This is a genomic window from Mycobacterium sp. OAS707 (genome assembly GCF_014873705.1).
GTDB lineage: Bacteria > Actinomycetota > Actinomycetes > Mycobacteriales > Mycobacteriaceae > Mycobacterium.
On sequence record NZ_JADBDS010000001.1, the window covers coordinates 1,640,057 to 1,660,025 of the forward strand.

Sequence of the window (19,969 nt, forward strand, 5' to 3'; positions counted from 1 at the left end):
AAGTTAACCAGCCCGCATAAGTGCCAACCATCGGGCAGGCGACCTGACGCGCCCCACCGGGCAGCACTCCATCCGGCCCCGGGACCGATAGAGTCGGTGCCGATGAGCCGACCAAACCCACCCGCGCTGACCGTTCGGCACGAGGGATCGACGCGGACCTTTTCGCCTGGCAACGACGTTGTGGTCGGCCGCGACCTGCGCGCCGACGTCCGCGTCGGAAACCCGCTGATCTCACGCGCCCACCTGGTGCTGCGATTCGACCAGGGTCGCTGGGTCGCGATCGACAACGGCAGCCTGAATGGCCTCTACGTCAACGGCCACCGCGTCCCGACGGCCGATATCCACGACGGCATGCAGGTCAACATCGGCAACCCCGACGGTCCGGGGCTGTCGTTCGAGGTCGGTCGCCACCAGGGATCGGCCGGCATGCCGCCGCAGACCACATCGGTGCCGGTGGCATCTCGGCCAAGCCCGGCGTACCCCATGCAGAGCCCGCCGACGTCGCGACCGCATACGCCTCCCCCGCAGCAGCCGGTGTATCCGTCGGGCCAGCAGGCGCGCTACCCCTCCGGTCCGCACTCCTATCCGAGCGGACCGGCGTATCCGCCGAGCACACCGCAGCAGGCCCGCCCAGCCGCCGTGTCGCAGCCGTCGATCTCCTCGCCCAGCCTGGAGTCCGTCACCCAGATGGGTCCGACGGCCGCGCCGCGCACGAGCGAGGGCAACCTCGCGACGAGCATGCTCAAGATCCTGCGGCCCGGCGGTGCGCCCAAGGCACCCCCGGGGTCGATCAAGATCGGGCGGGCCACCGACAACGACATCGTCATTCCCGATGTGCTGGCGGGCCGCCATCACGCGACGCTGGTAACCACTGGCCGCGGCACGGAGATCATCGACAACCGCAGCATCAACGGCACTTTCGTCAACGGTGCGCGCGTTGAGTCGGCGGTCCTGCACGACGGTGACACCGTCACGATCGGCAACGTCGACCTGGTTTTCCGCGGCGGCACGCTGGTTCGCCGCACCGAGACCGAGGCAGCGACCCGCACCGGCGGCCTCGAGGTGCATGGCGTCACATGGACCATCGAGGGCAACAAGACGCTGCTGGACAACATCTCGATCTCCGCCCGGCCTGGCACGCTGACCGCGGTCATCGGGCCTTCAGGCGCGGGCAAGTCGACGTTCGCGCGCCTGGTGGCGGGCTATACCCATCCGACGACGGGCACGGTTTCGTTCGAGGGCCACGACATTCACGCGGAGTACGCATCGCTGCGTTCCCGCATCGGCATGGTGCCCCAAGACGACGTGGTGCACGGCCAGCTGACCGTCAGCCAGGCGCTGATGTATGCCGCTGAGCTTCGACTGCCGCCGGACACCTCCAAGGAGGACCGCGCCCAGGTCGTCGCTCAGGTGCTCGACGAACTCGAGATGACCAAGCACCGCGAAACGCGGGTGGACAAGCTGTCCGGCGGCCAACGCAAGCGCGCATCGGTGGCCATGGAACTGCTCACCGGGCCGTCGCTGCTGATCCTCGACGAGCCGACGTCCGGCCTTGACCCGGCGCTGGACCGTCAGGTGATGACGATGCTGCGCCAACTGGCCGACGCAGGCCGCGTGGTGCTGGTTGTCACGCACTCGCTGACGTATCTCGATGTCTGCGACCAGGTGCTGCTGCTGGCTCCCGGCGGCAAGACGGCGTTCTACGGGCCGCCGAACCAGATCGGCGCGTCGATGGGCACCACCAACTGGGCCGACATCTTCAGCACTGTCGCAAGCGATCCCGATGCCGCGAACAAGCGGTTCATCGCACAGCACGGCCCGCCGCCGCCGCAGCCACCGGCGCAGAAACCCGCAGACCTCGGCCAGCCGACGAAAACCAGTCTGCCACGGCAGTTTTCGACGATCGCGCGCCGTCAGATGCGGCTGATCGTTTCCGATCGCGGCTACTTCATCTTCCTGGCATTCCTGCCGTTCATCATGGGTGTGCTGTCGTTGTCGGTGCCCGGCGACGTCGGATTCGGCGTGCCCGTTCCCGCGATAAAGGGCGGCGAGGCGCCCAACGAACCGGGACAGATCCTGGTGCTGCTGAACGTCGGCGCGATCTTCATGGGCACTGCGCTGACGATCCGCGCGCTCATCGGCGAGCGGGCGATCTTCCTGCGCGAGCAGGCGGTTGGGCTGTCGACATCCGCGTACATCTTGGCCAAGGTCTTCGTCTTCGCCGGGTTCGCGTTGTTGCAGTCGGCGATCGTCGTCGGCATCAACGTGTGGGGCAAGAAGTGGGGCCCGGGAGCCGTGACCAGCGGCGCCGTCATACCCCCTCGAACCCTGGAGCTTTACGTCGACGTCGCGGCATGCTGTGTGGCCGCCGCGATGACGGGTTTGGCGCTCTCGGCGCTGGCCAAGTCGAACGAGCAGATCATGCCGCTGCTGGTGATCGCGATCATGTCGCAGCTGGTGTTCCAGGGCGGCATGATTCCGGTGACCGGCCGCATCGGCCTCGATCAGTTGTCGTGGATCACCCCGGCCCGCTGGGGCTTCGCAAGCACCGCGTCGACGATCGATCTGCTCAGACTTGTGCCAGGTCCGCTGACTCCGCAGGATTCGCACTGGAAACACCAGGCGGGCACTTGGTGGTTCAACATGGCCATGCTCGGTGCGATCTGCGTCGGCTACATCAGCTTCGTGCGCTGGAAGATTCGCCTCAAGGGCGGCTAGGCCACTGCGTGGCCGTCAGCGAGTCGTGCGAATTGGTGTCCAACTAGCTTGTGCCACATGGGTTTCGCGCTGCATGGCGACGGCCTTTTGGGATTGACGGCGAAAATCCAAGTTCTCGAATGGGAGGACGGCCGTTTCGCGGCCGCGGAATTGAATTTAAACGCGGCTGACCAATAGCGAATTCGGCCGGCAAGTCGCTCGCGCGAATATCGGTAAAGGCCGCCTGCGGTGCCTATGACGCGTAGCGTTCGAGCCAGAGCCGGCGGCGCCTTCGTGATCGAAAAACAGAGTGGTACGAGAGCGGTACATCAGCTCTCAGGAAAATCACCACGCCAGGAGCAACGCCCATGAGCACCATTAAGGCCGATCCCAATCCGATCGTCGTTGACAACACCATCTCTCCACCCGAGGCCACCGGAAATACCAATGTGAAGTACAAGAAGGAACAGGCTGAGGAACTGTGGGAGAAAAAGCCCGGGATGGGTTGGACGAAAGTCAATGTCCACACGTTGACGGGGCTAGGTGATGAGGCCGACTTCTCCGGAAATTACTCGATCACCCTGAGCCCCGGCGAGATTTACACCGCAGGATTGTTCGATTCGCTGCACACTCCGGTCTCGACGGACCCGGTGGGTACGAAGGTCGTTGTCGTCGCGGTCTTCAAGAAACCGGCGGCAAGGAGACTGATTAGCGATCACAGTGGCACGGGTGGGGGCACATGGCTGAGCCACGGAATAAAAACCAATAAGCCGACGACCCTCGTGCTCGCCGGTGCCAGTCGATCACCGGCCGTTTCCGACGCAATCGGTATCCCAAAATTGGTTGATCCCGATGCCGTCATTCCCGCGCCGCTCGGCCCCGCTGTGAGTCATATGTTCGAGCTCAAGCCGCTGGTACCCGGGCATCACTATTTCCTCACCGCGATGGTGGTCGATGCTGGTGGCAATTGGGAGATACTCGATGTCGAGCAGGACTCCCTCAAACGCAAGCTGACGGTGCAGTTCCCTAAAATGCACGTATTCAACGACGGCGACTGGGCGACTACCGGTGAAGGCGACTTCTGGTTCGAGGTTTCCGCGGGATCCGACACCGGCCCGTTGAATTCATTGGAACGGTTCAACCTCCCTGAGCCCAACCTCGATGACTGGGGCGAGACCGACCGTCCTTACACGGTGGGCTTCGCCTACATAGAGTCGGACGCACAGACGGTTGCTGCGGGGCGCACCTGTATCTGGGTTCACTCATGGGCGCGAGAAGATGACGCGCCCTGGGGCGACGACACTGCCGGCAGTGGGATTGATCGGGGCAGGCGGCTCGATCTGCCCGACGGGCCTTCGGAGAAGGTGACCAGCAGCAGCTTCAAGATGGACATCCCCGCAACTTCGGGCGACTTGCACTATGCCGTCGATGTCACTTTCGCAGTCGACTATCTGCCATAACTACCGACAAAACAGACCCGAGTGCTGATTCCTATTCGACTGCATTGCCTTTTGAGGCGAGGGCGTTTCGGACGATCATTTTGGTTGTCCGCCAACGCTGTTCGCGCTGATCCAGCGATTGGGCCGCAACATATAAGCGTTTTCGGCGACCGGCAGATCGGCGGCGTCCCGGCGCTCTGCTAGACGCAGCGTCGCCGCCGCCTACAGGCCCGGCTGGTCTTCGAGGATGCCGAGCCAGATCTGGACCGCATCGATGGCGACCTTCTCGCTGATGAACGCATGCTGCGTACCGGTGTACAAATCGCGGAAGGCACGCTCCAACCGGCTGCCTTCGCGGATCGAACTGGTGCCGGCCACCAGATGGGCCCACTCTCCGCATGCCCGTGCCACGTCGGTGGCGTAGACGGCGGCCACCCGCATATCGGCGCGCAACCCCGGGGTGAGGTCGTTGCCTGCCGCCACCGCAGACTCCGCAGTGGTGAATGCGTCGAGCACCAGCAGGCGGGCGGCCCGCCACGATGCGACGTGATGCGCCAAGCCTTTCTGAAATGTCGGACGGCTGGCCAGCGAAGCCATGTCGCTCATCCGGAACTTCGTGGCGGCCAGCTCCTCGACGTCGTCGAGCATGCTCTTGGCCACCCCCAGCGCCCACGACGCGTGCCCGGCGGCGACGACGGGCATCAAGCCCATGCGTGTCGCCGGCGACGTACCCCGCTGCGGCTCACGGACCATCAACGGAAAGGTCCGGCACTGCGGCACGAACACATCCGCAGCGTTGTAGTCATAGGACCCAGTTCCCTTGAGCCCCTGGACAAACCAGCCGTCGGTGAAAGTGATGTCGGCGCGCGGCACGATCGCCACCTGCATGTCGGGCAGGCCCTCGCTGATCCAGCGGACCTCACCGTCGTCCATCGGCATGAACCCGGCCGCGATGTACTCCGAATGGCCGGTGCCCGACCCGAAGCTCCACGATCCCGTCAACTTGTAACCGCCGTCGACGGCATGACCTTGCCCGTTCGGAAAGAACTGGCCGCCCATGGTGATTCGGTTGTCGTTGGCGGTGAACACCTCGGCGAAGCCCTCGTCGGGCAGATACGCCCCTGCCGCGAACGTCGACGGCAGGTTGGCGATGCCACACCATCCGAACGAGCCGTCCTGCCAAGCCATTTCGATCCACGTCTCGATCATCTCGGCGAACGTCGGCTCGACGCCACCCGCCGCGACGGGATTGAACGACGACATCAAGGCACTCGCCCACATCTCGTCGACGATGGCGGGCGACAAGGTCCGCAATCGCTCCGACTCGGCGGCCTGTGCTCGCACCAGCTCGCGCATTCCGCGCGCCCGCGCGACGACCTCGCTGTCCAATGTCGACGTCATGGTCGATGACCGTATCCTGTCGCGGCTCAGACCACGTCCAAAACCGCCTTGCCTGCGACCCGACGGTCGAGCAGCGCCTCGGCCGCGTCCGCTACCTCGTCCCATGACGTCCGCAATCCGATCTGCGGATCGATCTCGCCGGCGACCAACAGTTCCACCAGATACCCGAGATCCGGCCCGAACGGCGCGCCAACGGTGAACGGTTCCAACCGCTTGTGCACGCCGAACTGTCGCTCGGCCTCGAAGTCGATGGTCGTGGGTTGGTTCGACGCCATCCCGATGGATTGCGCTGAGCCACCGTCGTCGACGAGACGGAACGCATCAGCGAGCAGTTGTCCGCCGACGTTGTCCAGAACGCCGAAGACGGGCTCGGTGACATCCGCCAGCCCGACGACGACCTCCGCCGCGCCGAGGTCGCTCAGACCGGCCCCGCGTGCCGCAGAACCGACCGCCGCGATCACGTGTGCGCCCGCCCGTGCCGCCAGCTGAACCGCGAAGCGGCCGACGCCGCCCGATGCTCCCGTGATCAGCACCCGACGCCCGACCACCGGCCCGAGCCTGCGCAGCGCCTGTAATGCTGTGACGCCCGCGACCGGCAGAGCGGCCGCTGGGCCGAAGTCCACCGAATCCGGAAGCACCGCAAGGTTTTCCGTCGGCACCGCCCGCCGCTGCGCCCAGCCGCCCGCGCCGTTGAACCCGACGACGCGGCTGCCGACCGGTGGGCCAGAACCGTCCGCGGCGGCCTGAGCAACCACGCCCGCGGCGTCCCAACCCGGTACTTCGCCGGGTTGACGCATCCGATCGATGAAGTGCACCTCGCCGAAGTTCAGTGCTGTTGCCCGCACTTCGATGATCGCCTCGGATTCGGCGGCGACGGGCTCGTCGACGTCGGCAAGTCGCAGGTTCGCCCGTGCCTGAGGGTCGTAGATGACTGCTCGCATGCCACCGTCAACCCGGCTACGCGGCAGTTATTCCCCTAGCTGCGCGCCGGCGCAAGCCGCTTCAGCGCGAGGCCACCTTCGAATGGTCGGTAGCCGAACGCGGCCGGAGCGACGTAACCCGTGTCCCCCAACGGCGTATGGACCTCGGCGACCGTCGGACCAATCTCGGCGGCTATCGGGGCCAGTGCCGCCAAATCGAACCGGTACAACCGCCCCGCGTTGCCGGCCAGAATCTTGCGGCAGGCGTCCTCGGGCCGGTGGTGCAAGGCCCACCTGATAGCGAGCTTGGAATGCGGCGCGAAGCCTTCCTCGTGCGGATAGTCGCTGCCCCACATGATGTGATCGGCACCCATGTAGTCGATCATCGAATCCTCGAACGGCATGAGTTCGGCCGCGAGGTAGCAGTTCCGCTTTGCGTAATCGCTTGGCGCCATGGTCAACTCGTCGACCGACGATCCGCCGAACACGCCATAGGTGCGGTTGCCTGCTTCGGATTTCATGCTCGGCACCATCGCGTCGAGCATCATCATCTGGTGCTGCAGCCACATCGTGCCTTGCTCCGTCGGCACGAACCGCAGTGTTGGATGCCGTTCGAAGACGCCGGCAAGGACGAGGTGGCTGACGGTGCGTTGGGCCCACATTGCCATCTCGGTGACCAGTACGGCGTTGGAGGCCGGCTGATCCATCGGCATCGCCGGACTCCCTGCTCCGGCGTGCTGGACCACTGTCAGGTCGAGTTCGGTGCAGAGCGCCCAGATCGGTTCGTAGCGGGTATGGAACAGCGGGGCGACGGTCGGATCACCGGGTGAGACGGCGGGGATGAGCACGCCGCCGAAGCACTCCTGCGCTGCGCCCCATCGGATCTCTTCGAGGGCCAGATCGATGTCGTTGGGGAAGATCTGGATCAAACCCCTACGGCGCGTGGGGGCCAATGAACAGAAGTCGACCTGCCAGCGATTGTGCGCTTGCACTCCTGCCCAACGCTTTTCGAACTCTTCGCGGGTACTCGGCAGGCTGATGGTGATGTTGGGTGTGGTCGGGAAGAACGGGGGAATCGTGTTGGGGAGTAGCACCTCGGCGGCAACCCCGTCGGCGTCCATTTCGGACATCCGCATGTCGTGGTCCCAGTTGCGCTGCGCAGTGGCAATAACGAGGTCGTCGAACGGACTCACGTAGGTCTTTGCCCACGCGTCGAACTCGTCGTGCAGCCGGGCCGGCAGGTACGGCTTGTAGTCGTATAGATCAGCCCCCGCGTGGGTGTCCGTCGAAATGACAACGTAGCGATCGATCGTGTCCCAGGTAGCAGCCATGGGCTCATCCTCGCCCGCGCGGGGCCGACGCAGGCGGGATTCGTTGCATTTGATCAGTCGGCGGGCCCTTGGAGTGAATCTTGTTGAGCTGCGCGCTGTCCGACGTTGACGTCCGGCTCGCTGACGATGTCGAGGCTGAGGAACTCCGGCGCCTTGATGACCCGCCTCAGCATGAAGCGGATGAACGCCGGCATGTCGGAGGCGGTCTCGTCGCGGTAGAGGCGCGGTGCACCCATTTGGTAGCGGCGCCGCCTGCTCTCCAGCTGGCAGCCTTCCGCGGCCATGACATTGCGCACCCAGTCGGCGCCGGAACCGTACGTCAGCGCGATCACGTATCCGCCCCTGCGCCGGAAGGCCCACAGCGGGGTTTCAAACGTCCGGCCCGACTTGCGTCCTCGGTGGATGACGACTGCCCATCCGGGCGCCCACGGGGCGACGAATTTCGTCAGGCGATTCAGGCCGATCTTGTTTGCGCGGGCAACCCATCGTGGTGCTGGCATATCAAAAACTCCTCACCTGTGGAATTTCTGATCATCACGCTAACTATGCATCGCTCAAAAGTCAACGGCTGTAGAATTTCGCCACTATGGCCAGGATCGGACGCCCGCGCGGCAAGACCGATACCCGCAACGTCATCCTCGGCGCAGCACGGCGGTTGTTCGCCGACACCGGATACGACAAGACCTCGGTACGCGACGTCGCCGCCGCCGCCGGCGTCGATCCGGCGATGATCCGCCACTACTTCGGCAGCAAGGTCGAACTCTTCCGCGCAACGATGGGTTGGCCGTTCGAGCCTGCCGACATTGCCGCCCGCATCACCGCGGGAGACCGCGGCGACATCGGTGAGCGCCTGACGCGGGTGTTCTTCGAGGCGTGGGAGCAACCGGAATCCCGTGCGCCACTGCTGGCGATTCTGCGTGGGGCGGCAACTCACGAGGAGTCGGCGAACCTGGTGCGCCAATTCATCCAAGGACAGGTGTACGCGCACATCGCGGCGGCTCTCAAGGCGCCGGACGCCGAGCTTCGCATCGACCTTGCGATGTCGCAGCTGCTGGGCATCGCGTATCTCCGGCACATCCTGCGCGTCGAACCCGTCGCGTCGACGCCGATGGAAGAACTGATCGAGCGGATCGCGCCCATCGTCAGTCGCCACCTGGCCCCATGACGCCCGCACAAGCAAGCAGACCGCCGCAATCGGCGGTCTGCTTACTGCCTGTAGGCGATCAGAACGGGACGTCGACGAAGCCGTTCGTCGTGTTCGCGTCGTCGTGATTGTCGACCTGGTAGTGAGGCGCGACGGGGTTGGTGACGATATCGGCCTGGGCCGGTCCAGCGAGACCGAGCAGTGCCGCTGTCAGACCACCGGCGATCAGGGTGGCGAATCCGAACTTCTTCATTTCGATGCCTTCCTCTGTAGGTTCTAACCGCATTAACGGCTCTGTAGGGTTAAACGCGCTGGCGAAGCCGATAATCCCGCTGGCAGAAATTGACCGCCGGTTGGCAGGAATCCGCAGTTTCGGCGGGCGGGACGCAGTCAGCCGCCCTGGATATCCAGACCGTGCGCAGCGGCGAACGCCATCGCCTGCTCGATGTCGACCTTCGCGCCACGCAACCTCGCCGTGGTCCACAGCGTCGGATCAACGCGTGCGCCACGCAGATCGGCTTCTTCCAGTTTTGCGTTCTGTACGCGAGCACCGGTCAGGTCGGCGCGCCGCAGCACGGCCTTGCGCAGGTCCGCGTCCACCAGGCTGGCTTCGCGCAATCGGCAGTCGGACAGGTCGGCGCTGCGCAGATCCGCCGCGGCAAGAACCGTCAGCGTGAAATCCACCTCGACGAACTTGATCGGCCGCAGGCGGCATTCGGTGAAAACCGAACCCAAGAAACTGCAGTGCCGAAAGATGCTGTGCAGCAACGATGTTCGTCGGAACGTGCAATTGCGAAAAGCCGAGCCCTCGTGCTCTGATTCCGACAGGTCGGCTCCGCTGAAATCGCAATCGGTGAAAATTGCGCGTTCGGTTCGCAGCCGGCTCAGGTCCTCGTCACGAAAGTCGTGACCGTTGAACTCGCGCTCGGCCCAAACCTCGTCAGCCACGAACTGGGGTCAGGCTATTCAGCGCATACTCGGTGATGGCGATCAACGCAGCCTTGGTCGAATGGCGGTCGCGCGCATCGACGGTGATGATCGGAATGTCCTCGCGCAGCGCCAACGCCTTGCGCACCGCCTGAGCGGGATGCTTTGGCGCCCCGTCGAATTCGTTGATCGCGATCAGGAACGGCAGCTTGCGCGCCTCGAAGAAGTCGACCGCGGCGAAGCTGTCCGCCAGCCGTCGCACGTCGACCAGGATGATGGCACCGATGGCACCGCGCACCAGGTCGTCCCACATGAACCAGAACCGGCGCTGCCCCGGTGTGCCGAACAGGTACAGCACCAAATCCTCGGCGAGCGTGATGCGGCCGAAGTCCATCGCCACGGTGGTGGTGTTCTTCGTCGGGGTCAGCTCGAGCCCATCGACGCCCGCAGACGCGTTGGTCACCAACGCCTCGGTGCGCAGCGGCATGATTTCGGAAACCGCACCCACGAACGTCGTCTTGCCGGCGCCGAAGCCACCGGAGATGACGATCTTCGTCGAGGCGGTGTCCCGCCCCTCAGAGCGCTCGAAGGCCACGCAGCGTCCTTCCTATCAATTCACGTCGTTCATCGATGGTGGTGGAATCACCCAGGGTCGTGTGCACCCGTAGATAACCTTGCGTCACGAGGTCACCGATAAGCACGCGCGCCACGCCGAGAGGCAGCGATAAGACAGCGGCAATTTCGGCGACCGACGGGCTGTCTGCGCACATTGACAGCATCCGGCCGCGTACGTCGTTGCCAGGCCAGCGCGGCGCTTTCGGCGGCAAAAGCACGGTCTCGATCGGCGCCTCGAGCGGCAGGTTGACGCGGGAATCGGTGCGGCCGGCCGTCAGGGTGTACGGCCGGACCAGCTGCGGTTCGGCCGTGTCGCCTGACTCCCAATTTTCCATAGGCCACTCACGAGTGCTGCGGGGAGCGTCGTGCCGACTGGACCATGGCGCCTACTCGCTCCACCAAAATGGCCATCTCGTAACCGATTTGGCCGATGTCGCAGTTACGGGTGGCCAGCGTCGCAAGGTTGGAGCCGTCGCCGACACGCATCAGCAGCAGATAGCCGTTCTCCATCTCGACAACCGACTGCAGCACGTATCCGCCGTCGAACAACTGCGAGGCGCCCGTCGACAGGCTCGCGAGGCCCGAGGCGACCGCGGCGAGTTGGTCGGCCCGTTCGGTCGGCATGTGTTCACTGGCCGCCATCAGCAGTCCGTCGGCGGACACCAGCACGGCATGCGAGACACCGGATACTTCGCGGGCGAACTTCGAGACCAGCCAGTCGAGCGAGTCGCGCTGCGTCGAACGTGGCGGGTAGTTCATTCGTTATCGGTTCCTCTGGTCTCTTGGGCATGTGATCGGCCGGCCCGCACTCCACCGAAATGGTTGCTGATGCTTGCGCGGACGGCCTCAGGATCGCGGGACGGAATCGGTCCTCCGCCGGCGCCGAACTCAGCCGCCGATGCTACCTCGTCGTCGTCCTGGTCGCTCCGGTGAGCACCGCCGTTGGTGTGCGCAGTGCCGTTGGACGGCCTTGCCACGTCGACCGCACCCGGGACCAGGCGCGCGCCCGGCTCACGAACCGGCAGACCTTCCTCGGTGTGCTCGGCGACCGGCGCCTCCTCCGCTGCCGCGGCCGCCGACCAGCCGTGATCCCACACCGATTCCCAATTCAGGTCCTCGCTCTTGGCCAGGTCGGTCGGATCGACGAGCCATTCGGACAGCATCTTCTGATAGATCGCGTCGTCGGCACCCGCCGTGGCCGACGGCTCTTCGACCGCAGGCCCCGTCGACTCGGGTTGCGGGTCCTCTGAAGCGGCAGACGGCTGAGCTTGCGCAGTGGGTTGCGGCTGCGCTTCCTCGACCTCCGGCGAAGCGGGCACACCGTTGCTGGCGGCCTGCGCGCGCGACGCGAAGAACGCCGATGTGTCGACCGGAGCCCGGTCGGCCTCGGGCTGCGGCGCGAGGCGCTGACCCCAAGGCGGGACCTCTTGCGTCTGCGCGGGCATCGAGTCTTCGGGCCACTGCTCTTCGGCCGGCCACTCGTCGGCGGGCTCTTCCTCGGCGGGTTGGGCGAGCGACGCAGGAAGGTCGGAGATTCCGCTTGCGCCGGGATTGCGTTGCGGCAACAACGCGACGGGCACGTCGCCGTGGCCGTTGGTGTATTCGTGTCCGGGTTCTTCGACGTAGTCGCCGAAGTCGTGGTCCTCGTCGAGCGCCAACGCAGTGTGGATGCCCGCGTGGGCATCAGCGGGGGCGCCGTACTCGGGTTCGCCGAACTGATCGGGCCCAGCCCCTGCGACGACGAGCAAGTCGCCGGGCACGAAGACACCGGCGGTCGTACCCGAATTCGGTTCGCCTGCAATGGTGCTGCGCAGCCGGACCACCAGCCCGTGCTGCGAGGCGAGCCGCCCGACCACGAACAGGCCCATGTGCCGAGCGGTGTACGGGTTGACTTCGCCGCCGGACTGCAGGCGCGTGTTGGCCACGCGCAGATCGGGTTCGGTCATGCCGATGCCGATGTCGCTGACCTCGATGACCAGGCCGCCGTTGCCGGTGTGCACGGCCGAAACACGGACCTGGGAGATCGGCGGCGAATAACGCAGTGCGTTGTCGAGAAGCTCGGCCAGCAGGTGCACCAGATCGCCTGCGACGGCGCCGATCACCTCGCTGTCGGGCACCGTCGCGGTGACCACGCGGGTGTAGTCCTCGACCTCCGAGGCGGCAGCGTTGATGATCGCCGACACCGGGACCGGCTCGGCCTGGTCGCGCGGCACCTTGGCACCGGCGAGCACCAGCAGGTTGGCGCCGTTGCGACGCATCCGGGCGGCGAGGTGATCAAGCCGGAACAGGCTCTCCAGCCGCTCGGGGTCCTCCTCGTTGCGCTCGAGGCGGTCGATCAGCGAGAGCTGCTGATCCACCAGCGACCGACTGCGTCGCGACAACGTCTCGAACATGTCGCTCACCTGCAGCTGCAGCTGGGACTGTTCACTGGCCAACATGACGGCCTGCTCATGCAGCTCGTCGACGGCGTGCGCGACCTGGCCGACCTCCTCGGAGGTGTACACCGGAATCGGCGCAACGTGGCCCGCCTCGCCACCGGCGCGGACTCGATCGATCTCGCGGGCCAGATCGTCGTGCGCGACCTTCAGTGCGCTGTCGCGCAGTCTCCGCAGCGGGCGCACCAGCGATCGCGCCACCAGGATGACGAGCAGCAGCGCCACCAGCATCGCGCCAACGACGATCGCCGCGTCGCGGATCGCAGCCGTGCGCTGGGCCGCGGCCTCGCGCTCCACCGCATCCGTCACCGCCTTCGACGTGTCGGCGACCATCTCGTTCGCGATCTGGTTGGTCGCCTGGATCGATGCGCTGAGGTCCGGATTGTTGACCAGCACGGCGGCGGGGTCGGACATGATCGCCATCCGTTTGACGAACTCTTGCTGCAGCTTGCCCGCCTCGGGCGAGCCGATGCCGAGCACCTGGCTCATGCCGAACAGCGTCGACGGTTCGGTGCCTGCCACTGTCGTCATCGACATCCGCAACTCGGGGTCGGGCAATTCACCGCCGAGGTTCACCAGCAGCTGCTGGATCATCATCTGGCCTCGGGCACCGACGGCCCGGCTCAGGCCAAGCGTCTCGGCGCGGATGCGCTCGTCTTCCACCCGCACCGAGCCGTTGATGGCGTCCTCGGCGGTCAGCAGGATCGGGGTGTAGGCCTGCACGCGATCGCGCAGCCCGATGCTGTTGGCCGTGACCTTGTCCATCAGCGCCTGGCCTGCGCCGATCATCGTCGTCACGGCCTTGCTGACATCGGGGACGACGTCGGTGTCGGTCAGTCGTCGTTGCAGGTTCTGCCGGGCGGTGTCGAACTTGCTCAGCGCGGCCTGGGTGTCACCACCGGTCGAACCGGCCAGCATCGCAGCGTCGAGCGCACCCATGTAGCTCTCGATCGCGGGCACCATTTCGGCGCGATCGGCGGCCCGGCGCAAATCGGCCGCGTCCGTCGCACTCGAGTAGATGCGCAATCCGCCGAACGTCCCGGCGAGAACCAACGGCACCAAAACGATCGCAAAGACTTTCCACCGAACCGGCCAATTCGTCATCGACCATCGCGATGGTCTCTTGGCGGGCCGCTGAGGCTTTGGTTCGAAATCGACGAGCGTGCCATCGGCCTTTTTCAGCTGCGAGAACGCGGTCATGGGCGGCCGCCGTTGCTATCGGTCGCCTGCCCGCAATTCAGTAATGGAGCGTCGTTCATATGACTTCCTGCTGATTTCGCCCACCGATGGGCGGCGTTCTACGCCTGGCAATTGGTCGAGTATGACAGCCATGTGCAGCCGATTCCACAATTCTTACTGAACAGACAGACTTGATAACCACTCTGACGAGCCGTTTCGATACGCCCGAGCAAATGATTGGGCGGTGAAGCGACGAATCTTTCAGACCGCCCGAAGGACCGCGACAAGGAAGTCGGAGTCATCGGCGAACGGCCGCAGATCCCAGGTGGACAGCAGTAGATCGGGCACCAATCCCGCCGTGGCCGCGTCATCGAGAAACTCGGCGAACTCATAATCGCGGCCCGCACCGAAACCGGTCACCGCGCGACCGTCGGCGGCGAGGTGTACACGCAGCCGACGCAGCACCTGAACCCGGGTGCTCGGAGCCAAGAACGCCATGACGTTGCCCGCTGCCACGATGACGTCGAACGGTTCGACGATGCCGCGGGCGGGCAAGTCGAGTTCGGCGAGGTCGCCGACGAGCCAGCGCGGGCCGGGGTGATCGTGCTCGGCGGCTTCGATCAGCGCCGGGTCGACGTCGACGCCGACTACGTCGTGACCGGCCTTGGCCAGTGCCCCACCCAACCGGCCGGAGCCGCAGCCTGCGTCGAGGATGCGCGCGCCACGGGGCGCCATCGCATCGACGAAGCGCGCCTCGCCGGCCAGATCCTCGCCGGCACGCGCCATGGCGCGGAAGCGCTCGATGTACCAATCCGAATGTCCGGGATTGGCAGCAACCTTCTGCATCCAGATGCTCCGCTCGACCATGCAAGCATTATCGCCGTGTTCAGATTGCTGTTCTTCTCGCCGCGTATCGCGCCCAACACGGGCAACGCGATCCGGATGGTGGCCGCGACGGGATGTGAACTGCATCTGGTGGAACCGCTCGGATTCGACTTGTCCGAACCCAAGGTGCGCCGGGCCGGCCTCGACTATCACGACCTGGCGTCGGTCACTGTGCATCGCGATCTTGCGACGGCATGGTCGGCGTTGGCGCCTTCGCGGGTCTACGCCTTCACCGCCCATGCCACGGATTCCTTCGCCGACGTCAGCTACCAACCCGGCGACGTATTGATGTTCGGCCCGGAACCGACGGGCCTTGATGCGGCGACGCTCGCCGACCCGCACATCACTGTGCAGGTGCGCATCCCGATGCTGGCGGGCAGGCGGTCACTGAACCTGTCGAACGCCGCGGCCGTCGCCGTCTACGAGGCCTGGCGCCAGCAGGGCTTCCGCGGCGCCGTCTAACCCCTAGTACCGCGCGCCCCCTCTAGTACCGCGAGCGTGCGCGTCTGCACGCCGACACGCCGCATTTGGTGTGCATTCTGCGCACGCTCGACGTCAGCCCCCGGTCCACACCTTGTCGATCGTGATCCGCAGTCGCGTGTTGTACGCGGCGATCGCCTCGGTCATTCCGGCCCGCTCGATGTCAGCGCGGTACTTGGCCCAATAGGCGTGGTCCGCACGCGGGTCGACGTCGACCGCGTCGACGGTCGCAACGCCGCCCACCACGACGATCCCGAAGCCGTTGCCGTCGGACTCCAAATTGAGGCTGACCCGGGGCTGGCTCTTGATATGCCGAACCTTCGCGGCGTCCGGCATGGAGTACACGAAAACGTGGGCGTCGTCGAAGTAGAAACCCACCAACCGCGGGACCGGCTGGCCGGATTTCGCAACCGTCGTCAACCAGCCGTAATGATCGAAGCGCAGTCGGCGGGAAATGTCAGGCGTGAATTCGACTGCCATGAAACGAATGTAATCTCGCGAAATGACCCTGAACCTGTCCGCCGATGACGTCCTGACCACCACACGCTCGGTGCGCAAGCGGCTCGACTTCGACAAGCCCGTGCCCCGAGACGTGCTACTGGAGTGTCTCGAACTGGCGCTACAGGCGCCGACGGGCTCGAATGCCCAGGGCTGGCAGTGGGTCTTCGTCGACGACGCCGACAAGAGGAAGGCGCTGGCCGACATCTACCGGACCAACGCAACGCCGTACCTCGATCTGCCGAAGCCCGAGTACGGCGACGTGCGTGACGAACAGCGCCCGCGGGTGTACGACTCGGCGAAGTATCTCAACGAGCACCTTCACGAGGCGCCGGTCATGTTGATTCCCTGCTTGGAGGGCCGTCCCGACGGAGCGCCCGCAGGCATGAGCGCGTCGTTCTGGGGATCGCTCCTGCCCGCGGTGTGGAGCTTCATGCTGGCACTGCGCTCGCGCGGGCTCGGGTCGGCGTGGACGACGCTGCACCTGCTCGGCGACGGCGAGAAGCAGGCCGCCGAATTGCTCGGCATTCCGTTCGACAAGTACAGCCAGGCCGGCCTCTTCCCGATTGCGTACACAAAGGGCACCGACTTCCGGCGCGCGACGAGGCTGCCCGCGCAGCAGGTTTCGCACTGGAACGACTGGTGAGTGTGCGCGAAATGTCCGCTCGCCGCGGCGTGTTGGCGTGCAGACACGCACACTCGGCGTAGTTGGGGGTCAGCGGAAGTCGCGGCTTTTCGAGCTGACTTTCATGGACAGCTTGCCTAGCCGATCGGCGACGACGGTGACCGCGCCGGTGGCGTTCTGCACCTGACCGCGGACCAGTAGCGCCGACGCCGTCTGCGCCAGCCTGCGGTGTCGCGCCCAAACCCCAGGCGCGCAAAGCACATTCACCATCCCGGTCTCGTCCTCGAGATTGATGAACGTGACGCCCTGCGCGGTCGCGGGCCGCTGTCGATGCGTCACCGCACCCGCGACCAGCACGCGGGTGCCGTCCGGCACCGACAACAACTGATCGGCGGGCACCACGCCGATGGCCTCGAGATCTTCGCGCAGGAACTGCGTGGGATAGCTGTCCGGTGAGATGCCGGTGGCCCACACGTCGGCTGCCGCCAGCTCCAGATCGGTCATGCCGGGCAGCGACGGGACATGCGACGACGACCCAACGCCGGGCAGCCGGTCCGGCCGCTGCGTGGCCGCCGCGCCCGCGGCCCACAACCCCTCGCGGCGGGTGACGCCGAAGCAGCCAAGCGCCCCCGCGGTGGCCAACGCCTCGGTCTGCGGCACCGACAGCTGGATGCGTCCGGTCAGGTCGAGCAGAGAAGCATACGGCCCGTTGGCTTTTCGCTCGTCGACGATCTGCTCGGCCAACTCGTCGCCGATGTGGCGGACACTCCCGAGGCCAAGCCGCACCTCCAAGCCCGCATTCTCCAGCGTGGCGTACGAGAGGCTGGCGTTGACGTCGGGGCCGTGCACTGTCACGCCGTGCCTGCGGGCGTCGGCCACCAGCGACTGCGGGGAGTAGAAGCCCATCGGCTGCGCCCGCAGCAGCGCCGCACAGAACGCCGCCGGATGGTGCAGCTTGAACCACGACGAGTAGAACACCAGCGACGCGAAGCTCAATGAATGGCTTTCCGGGAAACCGAAATTGGCGAAGGCTTCCAGCTTCTCGTAGATCCGGTCGGCCACCTCGCCGGTGATGCCGTGCCGCTCGCGCATGCCGTCGTAGAACCGGCCGCGCAATCGTCGCATCCGCTCGGTGGAACGCTTGGATCCCATGGCCCGGCGCAACTGGTCGGCCTCGGCGGCTGAGAAGCCGGCACAGTCGACCGCGAGTTGCATCAACTGCTCCTGAAACAGCGGCACCCCCAACGTTTTTCGCAGTGCCGATTCCATCGAAGGATGGTCGTAGGTGACGGGTTCTTCCCCGTTGCGGCGCTTGATGTACGGGTGCACCGACCCGCCCTGGATCGGTCCTGGCCGGATCAGCGCGACCTCGACCACCAGGTCGTAGAACACTCGCGGCTTCAGCCTCGGCAGCGTGGCCATCTGCGCGCGCGACTCCACCTGAAACACCCCGACGGAGTCGGCTTTCTGCAGCATCTCGTACACCGCAGGCTCGGAGAGGTCCAGTTTCGCGAGGTCGACGTCGATGCCCTTGTGTTCGGCGACCAGATCGATGCAGTAGTGCAGCGCCGAGAGCATGCCAAGGCCCAGCATGTCGAACTTCACCAAACCGATTGCCGCACAGTCGTCCTTGTCCCATTGCAGGACGCTGCGGTTCTCCATCCGCGCCCATTCGACCGGGCACACGTCGGCGATCGGCCGGTCGCAGATCACCATGCCGCCGGAATGGATGCCCATGTGCCGGGGCAGGTTCGAAATCTGCATCGCGAGGTCGATCACGGCTTCCGGGATGTCCTCGACGTGAGGCGCTTCGGCCAGGTTTCCCCACTGGCCGATCTGCTTGCTCCACGCGTCCTGCTGGCCCTGCGAGAACCCCAGCGCTCGCGCCATGTCGCGCACCGCGCTGCGGCCTCGGTAGGTGATGACGTTGGCGACCTGCGCGGCGTAGTCACGACCGTAGCGGTCGTAGACGTACTGAATTGCTTTCTCGCGCAGGTCGGATTCGATGTCGATGTCGATGTCGGGCGGACCGTCGCGCGCCGGGGACAGGAACCGTTCGAACAGCAACTCGTTGGCGACCGGGTCGACGTTGGTGACGCCGAGCGCATAGCAGACCGCGGAGTTGGCCGCCGACCCGCGACCCTGGGCCAGGATGCCGTTGTCGCGGCAGAACCTGGTGATGTCGTGTACGACCAGAAAGTAGCCCGGAAAGGTCAGCTGCTCAATGATTTTCAGCTCGTGCTCGATCTGTGCATACGCCCGCGGCGCCCGCTCCGGTGGGCCGTATCGCCCGCGGGCACCCTCCATCACCAGCTGCCGCAACCAGCTGTCCTCGGTGTGCCCTTCGGGGACGTCGAACGGTGGCAGCTGCGGGGCGATCAGCGCCAGCCCGAACGCGCACTGCTCGCCGAGATCGGCCGCAGCCGTGACCACCTCGGGGCAGTGTGCGAACAGCCGCGCCATCTCCTCCCCCGATCGCAGGTGCGAGCCGCCCAGTGGCGCAAGGTATCCCGCCGCCTCATCCATCGAATTTCGGGCCCGGATCGCACCCATCGCCATGGCGAGCCGGCCCCGCGACGGCGCGGCGAAGTGCGCGGCGGTGGTGGCCACCATGCCGACACCGAATCGCGGCGCAAGGTCGGCAAGCGCCGCATTGCGCTCGTCGTCGAGGGGATGGCCGTGGTGAGTGAGCTCGACGCTGACCCGGTCGGCGCCGAACCGGTCAACCAGATCGGCAAGGGCTCGGCCGGCTGCCTCCGGGCCGCCCTCGCAAAGCGCTTGGCGGACATGGCCTTTGCGGCAGCCTGTCAGGATGTGCCAGTGTCCACCTGCCGCCTCGGTCAGCGCGTCGTAGTCGTAGCGCAGCTTGCCCTTCTCCCCGCCCGTCAGATGCGCCGTCGCCAGCTGTCGCGACAACCGCCGATAGCCTTCCGGCCCGCGGGCGAGCACCAGCAGGTGCGGTCCCGGCGGATCGGGATCCTCGGTGCGGTCGCCACCGCCAAGTGACAACTCGGCGCCGAACACCGTCTGCATCTGGAGTTCCTTGGCCGCTTCGGCGAACCGCACCACCCCGTAGAGCCCGTCGTGGTCGGTCAGCGCGATGGCCCGCAGATCGAGGCGGGCTGCCTCCTCGACGAGTTCCTCCGGAGTGCTGGCGCCGTCGAGGAAGCTGTACGCCGAATGCGCATGCAGTTCGGCATACGGCGTCGACGAAGCCGGCCGGTCGACCTCGAGCGGCTCGTAGTCCCCCCGCTTACGGGACCAGGCCGGGCTGTCGCCGCCGTCGCCCACCTGCTCGTCGATGGGCCAGCCGGCACGGCGCGGCTTGCCGTTGAGCACCCGCTCCATCTCGGTCCAGCTCGGCGGCCCGGTATGCCAGCCCATGCCGCCAGC

At 65.9% G+C, this 19,969-nt stretch carries 18 protein-coding genes; 5 read left to right on the forward strand and 13 right to left on the reverse strand.

The window, feature by feature from the left end:
* The first annotated feature begins 96 nt into the window (after window positions 1–96).
* Together GGC64_RS08125 and GGC64_RS08130 are read left to right on the forward strand one after the other, a co-directional pair.
* The gene (locus tag GGC64_RS08125) at window positions 97–2,718 is read left to right on the forward strand and encodes an FHA domain-containing protein (RefSeq protein WP_370582024.1); all 2,622 of its coding nucleotides are present in this window, start codon (window positions 97–99) and stop codon (window positions 2,716–2,718) included.
* A 347-nt stretch (window positions 2,719–3,065) separates the two neighbouring features.
* Window positions 3,066–4,157: a hypothetical protein gene (locus GGC64_RS08130; protein ID WP_192721882.1), complete on the forward strand. Its 1,092-nt coding sequence runs from the start codon at window positions 3,066–3,068 to the stop codon at window positions 4,155–4,157.
* Between the two features lie 201 nt (window positions 4,158–4,358).
* Here GGC64_RS08130 and GGC64_RS08135 read toward each other — a convergent pair whose 3' ends face one another.
* From GGC64_RS08135 to GGC64_RS08150, 4 genes are read right to left on the reverse strand one after another with little or no spacing between them, the layout of a single operon-like run.
* Entirely contained in the window at window positions 4,359–5,537 is a 1,179-nt protein-coding gene (locus tag GGC64_RS08135; RefSeq protein WP_192721883.1) for an acyl-CoA dehydrogenase family protein, read from the reverse strand.
* A 26-nt stretch (window positions 5,538–5,563) separates the two neighbouring features.
* Window positions 5,564–6,478 carry a zinc-binding dehydrogenase gene (locus tag GGC64_RS08140; RefSeq protein ID WP_192721884.1) on the reverse strand — a complete coding sequence of 305 codons (915 nt, stop codon included), beginning with the start codon at window positions 6,476–6,478 and terminating at the stop codon, window positions 5,564–5,566.
* Window positions 6,479–6,513: 35 nt separating this feature from the next.
* Window positions 6,514–7,788, reverse strand: a complete 1,275-nt coding sequence (locus tag GGC64_RS08145) for an amidohydrolase family protein (RefSeq protein ID WP_192721885.1) — start codon at window positions 7,786–7,788, stop codon at window positions 6,514–6,516.
* A gap of 53 nt (window positions 7,789–7,841) precedes the next feature.
* Window positions 7,842–8,288, reverse strand: coding sequence for a nitroreductase family deazaflavin-dependent oxidoreductase (locus GGC64_RS08150; RefSeq protein ID WP_192721886.1), 447 nt, complete (start codon window positions 8,286–8,288; stop codon window positions 7,842–7,844).
* Window positions 8,289–8,374: 86 nt separating this feature from the next.
* On the opposite strand from GGC64_RS08150, the gene GGC64_RS08155 reads away from it, so the two are divergent.
* Window positions 8,375–8,953: a TetR/AcrR family transcriptional regulator gene (locus GGC64_RS08155; RefSeq protein ID WP_192721887.1), complete on the forward strand. Its 579-nt coding sequence runs from the start codon at window positions 8,375–8,377 to the stop codon at window positions 8,951–8,953.
* A 58-nt stretch (window positions 8,954–9,011) separates the two neighbouring features.
* Here the strand turns inward: GGC64_RS08155 and GGC64_RS08160 are convergent, their stop codons facing one another.
* From GGC64_RS08160 to GGC64_RS08190, 7 genes are all read right to left on the reverse strand, one after another.
* The gene (locus GGC64_RS08160; protein ID WP_192721888.1) at window positions 9,012–9,185 is read right to left on the reverse strand and encodes a hypothetical protein; all 174 of its coding nucleotides are present in this window, start codon (window positions 9,183–9,185) and stop codon (window positions 9,012–9,014) included.
* Window positions 9,186–9,322: 137 nt separating this feature from the next.
* Window positions 9,323–9,880 carry a pentapeptide repeat-containing protein gene (locus GGC64_RS08165; RefSeq protein ID WP_192721889.1) on the reverse strand — a complete coding sequence of 186 codons (558 nt, stop codon included), beginning with the start codon at window positions 9,878–9,880 and terminating at the stop codon, window positions 9,323–9,325.
* Window positions 9,873–10,454, reverse strand: coding sequence for an ATP/GTP-binding protein (locus GGC64_RS08170; protein ID WP_192721890.1), 582 nt, complete (start codon window positions 10,452–10,454; stop codon window positions 9,873–9,875). The genes GGC64_RS08165 and GGC64_RS08170 overlap by 8 nt, the downstream gene beginning before the upstream one ends.
* Window positions 10,435–10,809 carry a DUF742 domain-containing protein gene (locus GGC64_RS08175; RefSeq protein ID WP_192721891.1) on the reverse strand — a complete coding sequence of 125 codons (375 nt, stop codon included), beginning with the start codon at window positions 10,807–10,809 and terminating at the stop codon, window positions 10,435–10,437. Before GGC64_RS08175 ends, GGC64_RS08170 begins: the two co-directional genes overlap by 20 nt.
* Before the next feature lie 7 nt (window positions 10,810–10,816).
* The gene (locus GGC64_RS08180) at window positions 10,817–11,233 is read right to left on the reverse strand and encodes a roadblock/LC7 domain-containing protein (RefSeq protein WP_192721892.1); all 417 of its coding nucleotides are present in this window, start codon (window positions 11,231–11,233) and stop codon (window positions 10,817–10,819) included.
* Entirely contained in the window at window positions 11,230–14,109 is a 2,880-nt protein-coding gene (locus tag GGC64_RS08185; protein WP_192721893.1) for an ATP-binding protein, read from the reverse strand. The genes GGC64_RS08180 and GGC64_RS08185 overlap by 4 nt, the downstream gene beginning before the upstream one ends.
* A 240-nt stretch (window positions 14,110–14,349) precedes the next feature.
* Window positions 14,350–14,955: a bifunctional 2-polyprenyl-6-hydroxyphenol methylase/3-demethylubiquinol 3-O-methyltransferase UbiG gene (locus GGC64_RS08190; protein ID WP_192721894.1), complete on the reverse strand. Its 606-nt coding sequence runs from the start codon at window positions 14,953–14,955 to the stop codon at window positions 14,350–14,352.
* Window positions 14,956–14,970: 15 nt separating this feature from the next.
* On the opposite strand from GGC64_RS08190, the gene GGC64_RS08195 reads away from it, so the two are divergent.
* Entirely contained in the window at window positions 14,971–15,435 is a 465-nt protein-coding gene (locus GGC64_RS08195; protein WP_192721895.1) for a tRNA (cytidine(34)-2'-O)-methyltransferase, read from the forward strand.
* Between the two features lie 93 nt (window positions 15,436–15,528).
* On the opposite strand, the gene GGC64_RS08200 is transcribed toward GGC64_RS08195, so the two are convergent.
* The gene (locus GGC64_RS08200) at window positions 15,529–15,933 is read right to left on the reverse strand and encodes a TIGR03667 family PPOX class F420-dependent oxidoreductase (protein WP_192721896.1); all 405 of its coding nucleotides are present in this window, start codon (window positions 15,931–15,933) and stop codon (window positions 15,529–15,531) included.
* A 22-nt stretch (window positions 15,934–15,955) separates the two neighbouring features.
* On the opposite strand from GGC64_RS08200, the gene GGC64_RS08205 reads away from it, so the two are divergent.
* A complete protein-coding gene (locus GGC64_RS08205; RefSeq protein ID WP_192721897.1) occupies window positions 15,956–16,597 on the forward strand; it encodes a nitroreductase family protein in 642 nt (213 codons plus the stop codon).
* 69 nt (window positions 16,598–16,666) lie between these two features.
* Here GGC64_RS08205 and GGC64_RS08210 read toward each other — a convergent pair whose 3' ends face one another.
* On the reverse strand, window positions 16,667–19,960 hold the full coding sequence (locus GGC64_RS08210) for an error-prone DNA polymerase (RefSeq protein ID WP_192721898.1): 3,294 nt from the start codon (window positions 19,958–19,960) through the stop codon (window positions 16,667–16,669).
* Window positions 19,961–19,969: the final 9 nt, after the last annotated feature.

What these genes read in the sequence shown, in the direction of transcription:
- GGC64_RS08135 (WP_192721883.1), bottom strand. Translation starts at nt 5,537, where the DNA reads ATGACGTCGACATTGGACAGCGAGGTCGTCGCGCGGGCGCGCGGAATG.
- GGC64_RS08200 (WP_192721896.1), bottom strand. Translation starts at nt 15,933, where the DNA reads ATGGCAGTCGAATTCACGCCTGACATTTCCCGCCGACTGCGCTTCGAT.
- GGC64_RS08190 (WP_192721894.1), bottom strand. Translation starts at nt 14,955, where the DNA reads ATGGTCGAGCGGAGCATCTGGATGCAGAAGGTTGCTGCCAATCCCGGA.
- GGC64_RS08140 (WP_192721884.1), bottom strand. Translation starts at nt 6,478, where the DNA reads ATGCGAGCAGTCATCTACGACCCTCAGGCACGGGCGAACCTGCGACTT.
- GGC64_RS08210 (WP_192721898.1), bottom strand. Translation starts at nt 19,960, where the DNA reads ATGGGCTGGCATACCGGGCCGCCGAGCTGGACCGAGATGGAGCGGGTG.
- GGC64_RS08180 (WP_192721892.1), bottom strand. Translation starts at nt 11,233, where the DNA reads ATGAACTACCCGCCACGTTCGACGCAGCGCGACTCGCTCGACTGGCTG.
- GGC64_RS08130 (WP_192721882.1), top strand. Translation starts at nt 3,066, where the DNA reads ATGAGCACCATTAAGGCCGATCCCAATCCGATCGTCGTTGACAACACC.
- GGC64_RS08155 (WP_192721887.1), top strand. Translation starts at nt 8,375, where the DNA reads ATGGCCAGGATCGGACGCCCGCGCGGCAAGACCGATACCCGCAACGTC.
- GGC64_RS08185 (WP_192721893.1), bottom strand. Translation starts at nt 14,109, where the DNA reads ATGACCGCGTTCTCGCAGCTGAAAAAGGCCGATGGCACGCTCGTCGAT.
- GGC64_RS08150 (WP_192721886.1), bottom strand. Translation starts at nt 8,288, where the DNA reads ATGCCAGCACCACGATGGGTTGCCCGCGCAAACAAGATCGGCCTGAAT.
- GGC64_RS08175 (WP_192721891.1), bottom strand. Translation starts at nt 10,809, where the DNA reads ATGGAAAATTGGGAGTCAGGCGACACGGCCGAACCGCAGCTGGTCCGG.
- GGC64_RS08145 (WP_192721885.1), bottom strand. Translation starts at nt 7,788, where the DNA reads ATGGCTGCTACCTGGGACACGATCGATCGCTACGTTGTCATTTCGACG.
- GGC64_RS08160 (WP_192721888.1), bottom strand. Translation starts at nt 9,185, where the DNA reads ATGAAGAAGTTCGGATTCGCCACCCTGATCGCCGGTGGTCTGACAGCG.
- GGC64_RS08205 (WP_192721897.1), top strand. Translation starts at nt 15,956, where the DNA reads ATGACCCTGAACCTGTCCGCCGATGACGTCCTGACCACCACACGCTCG.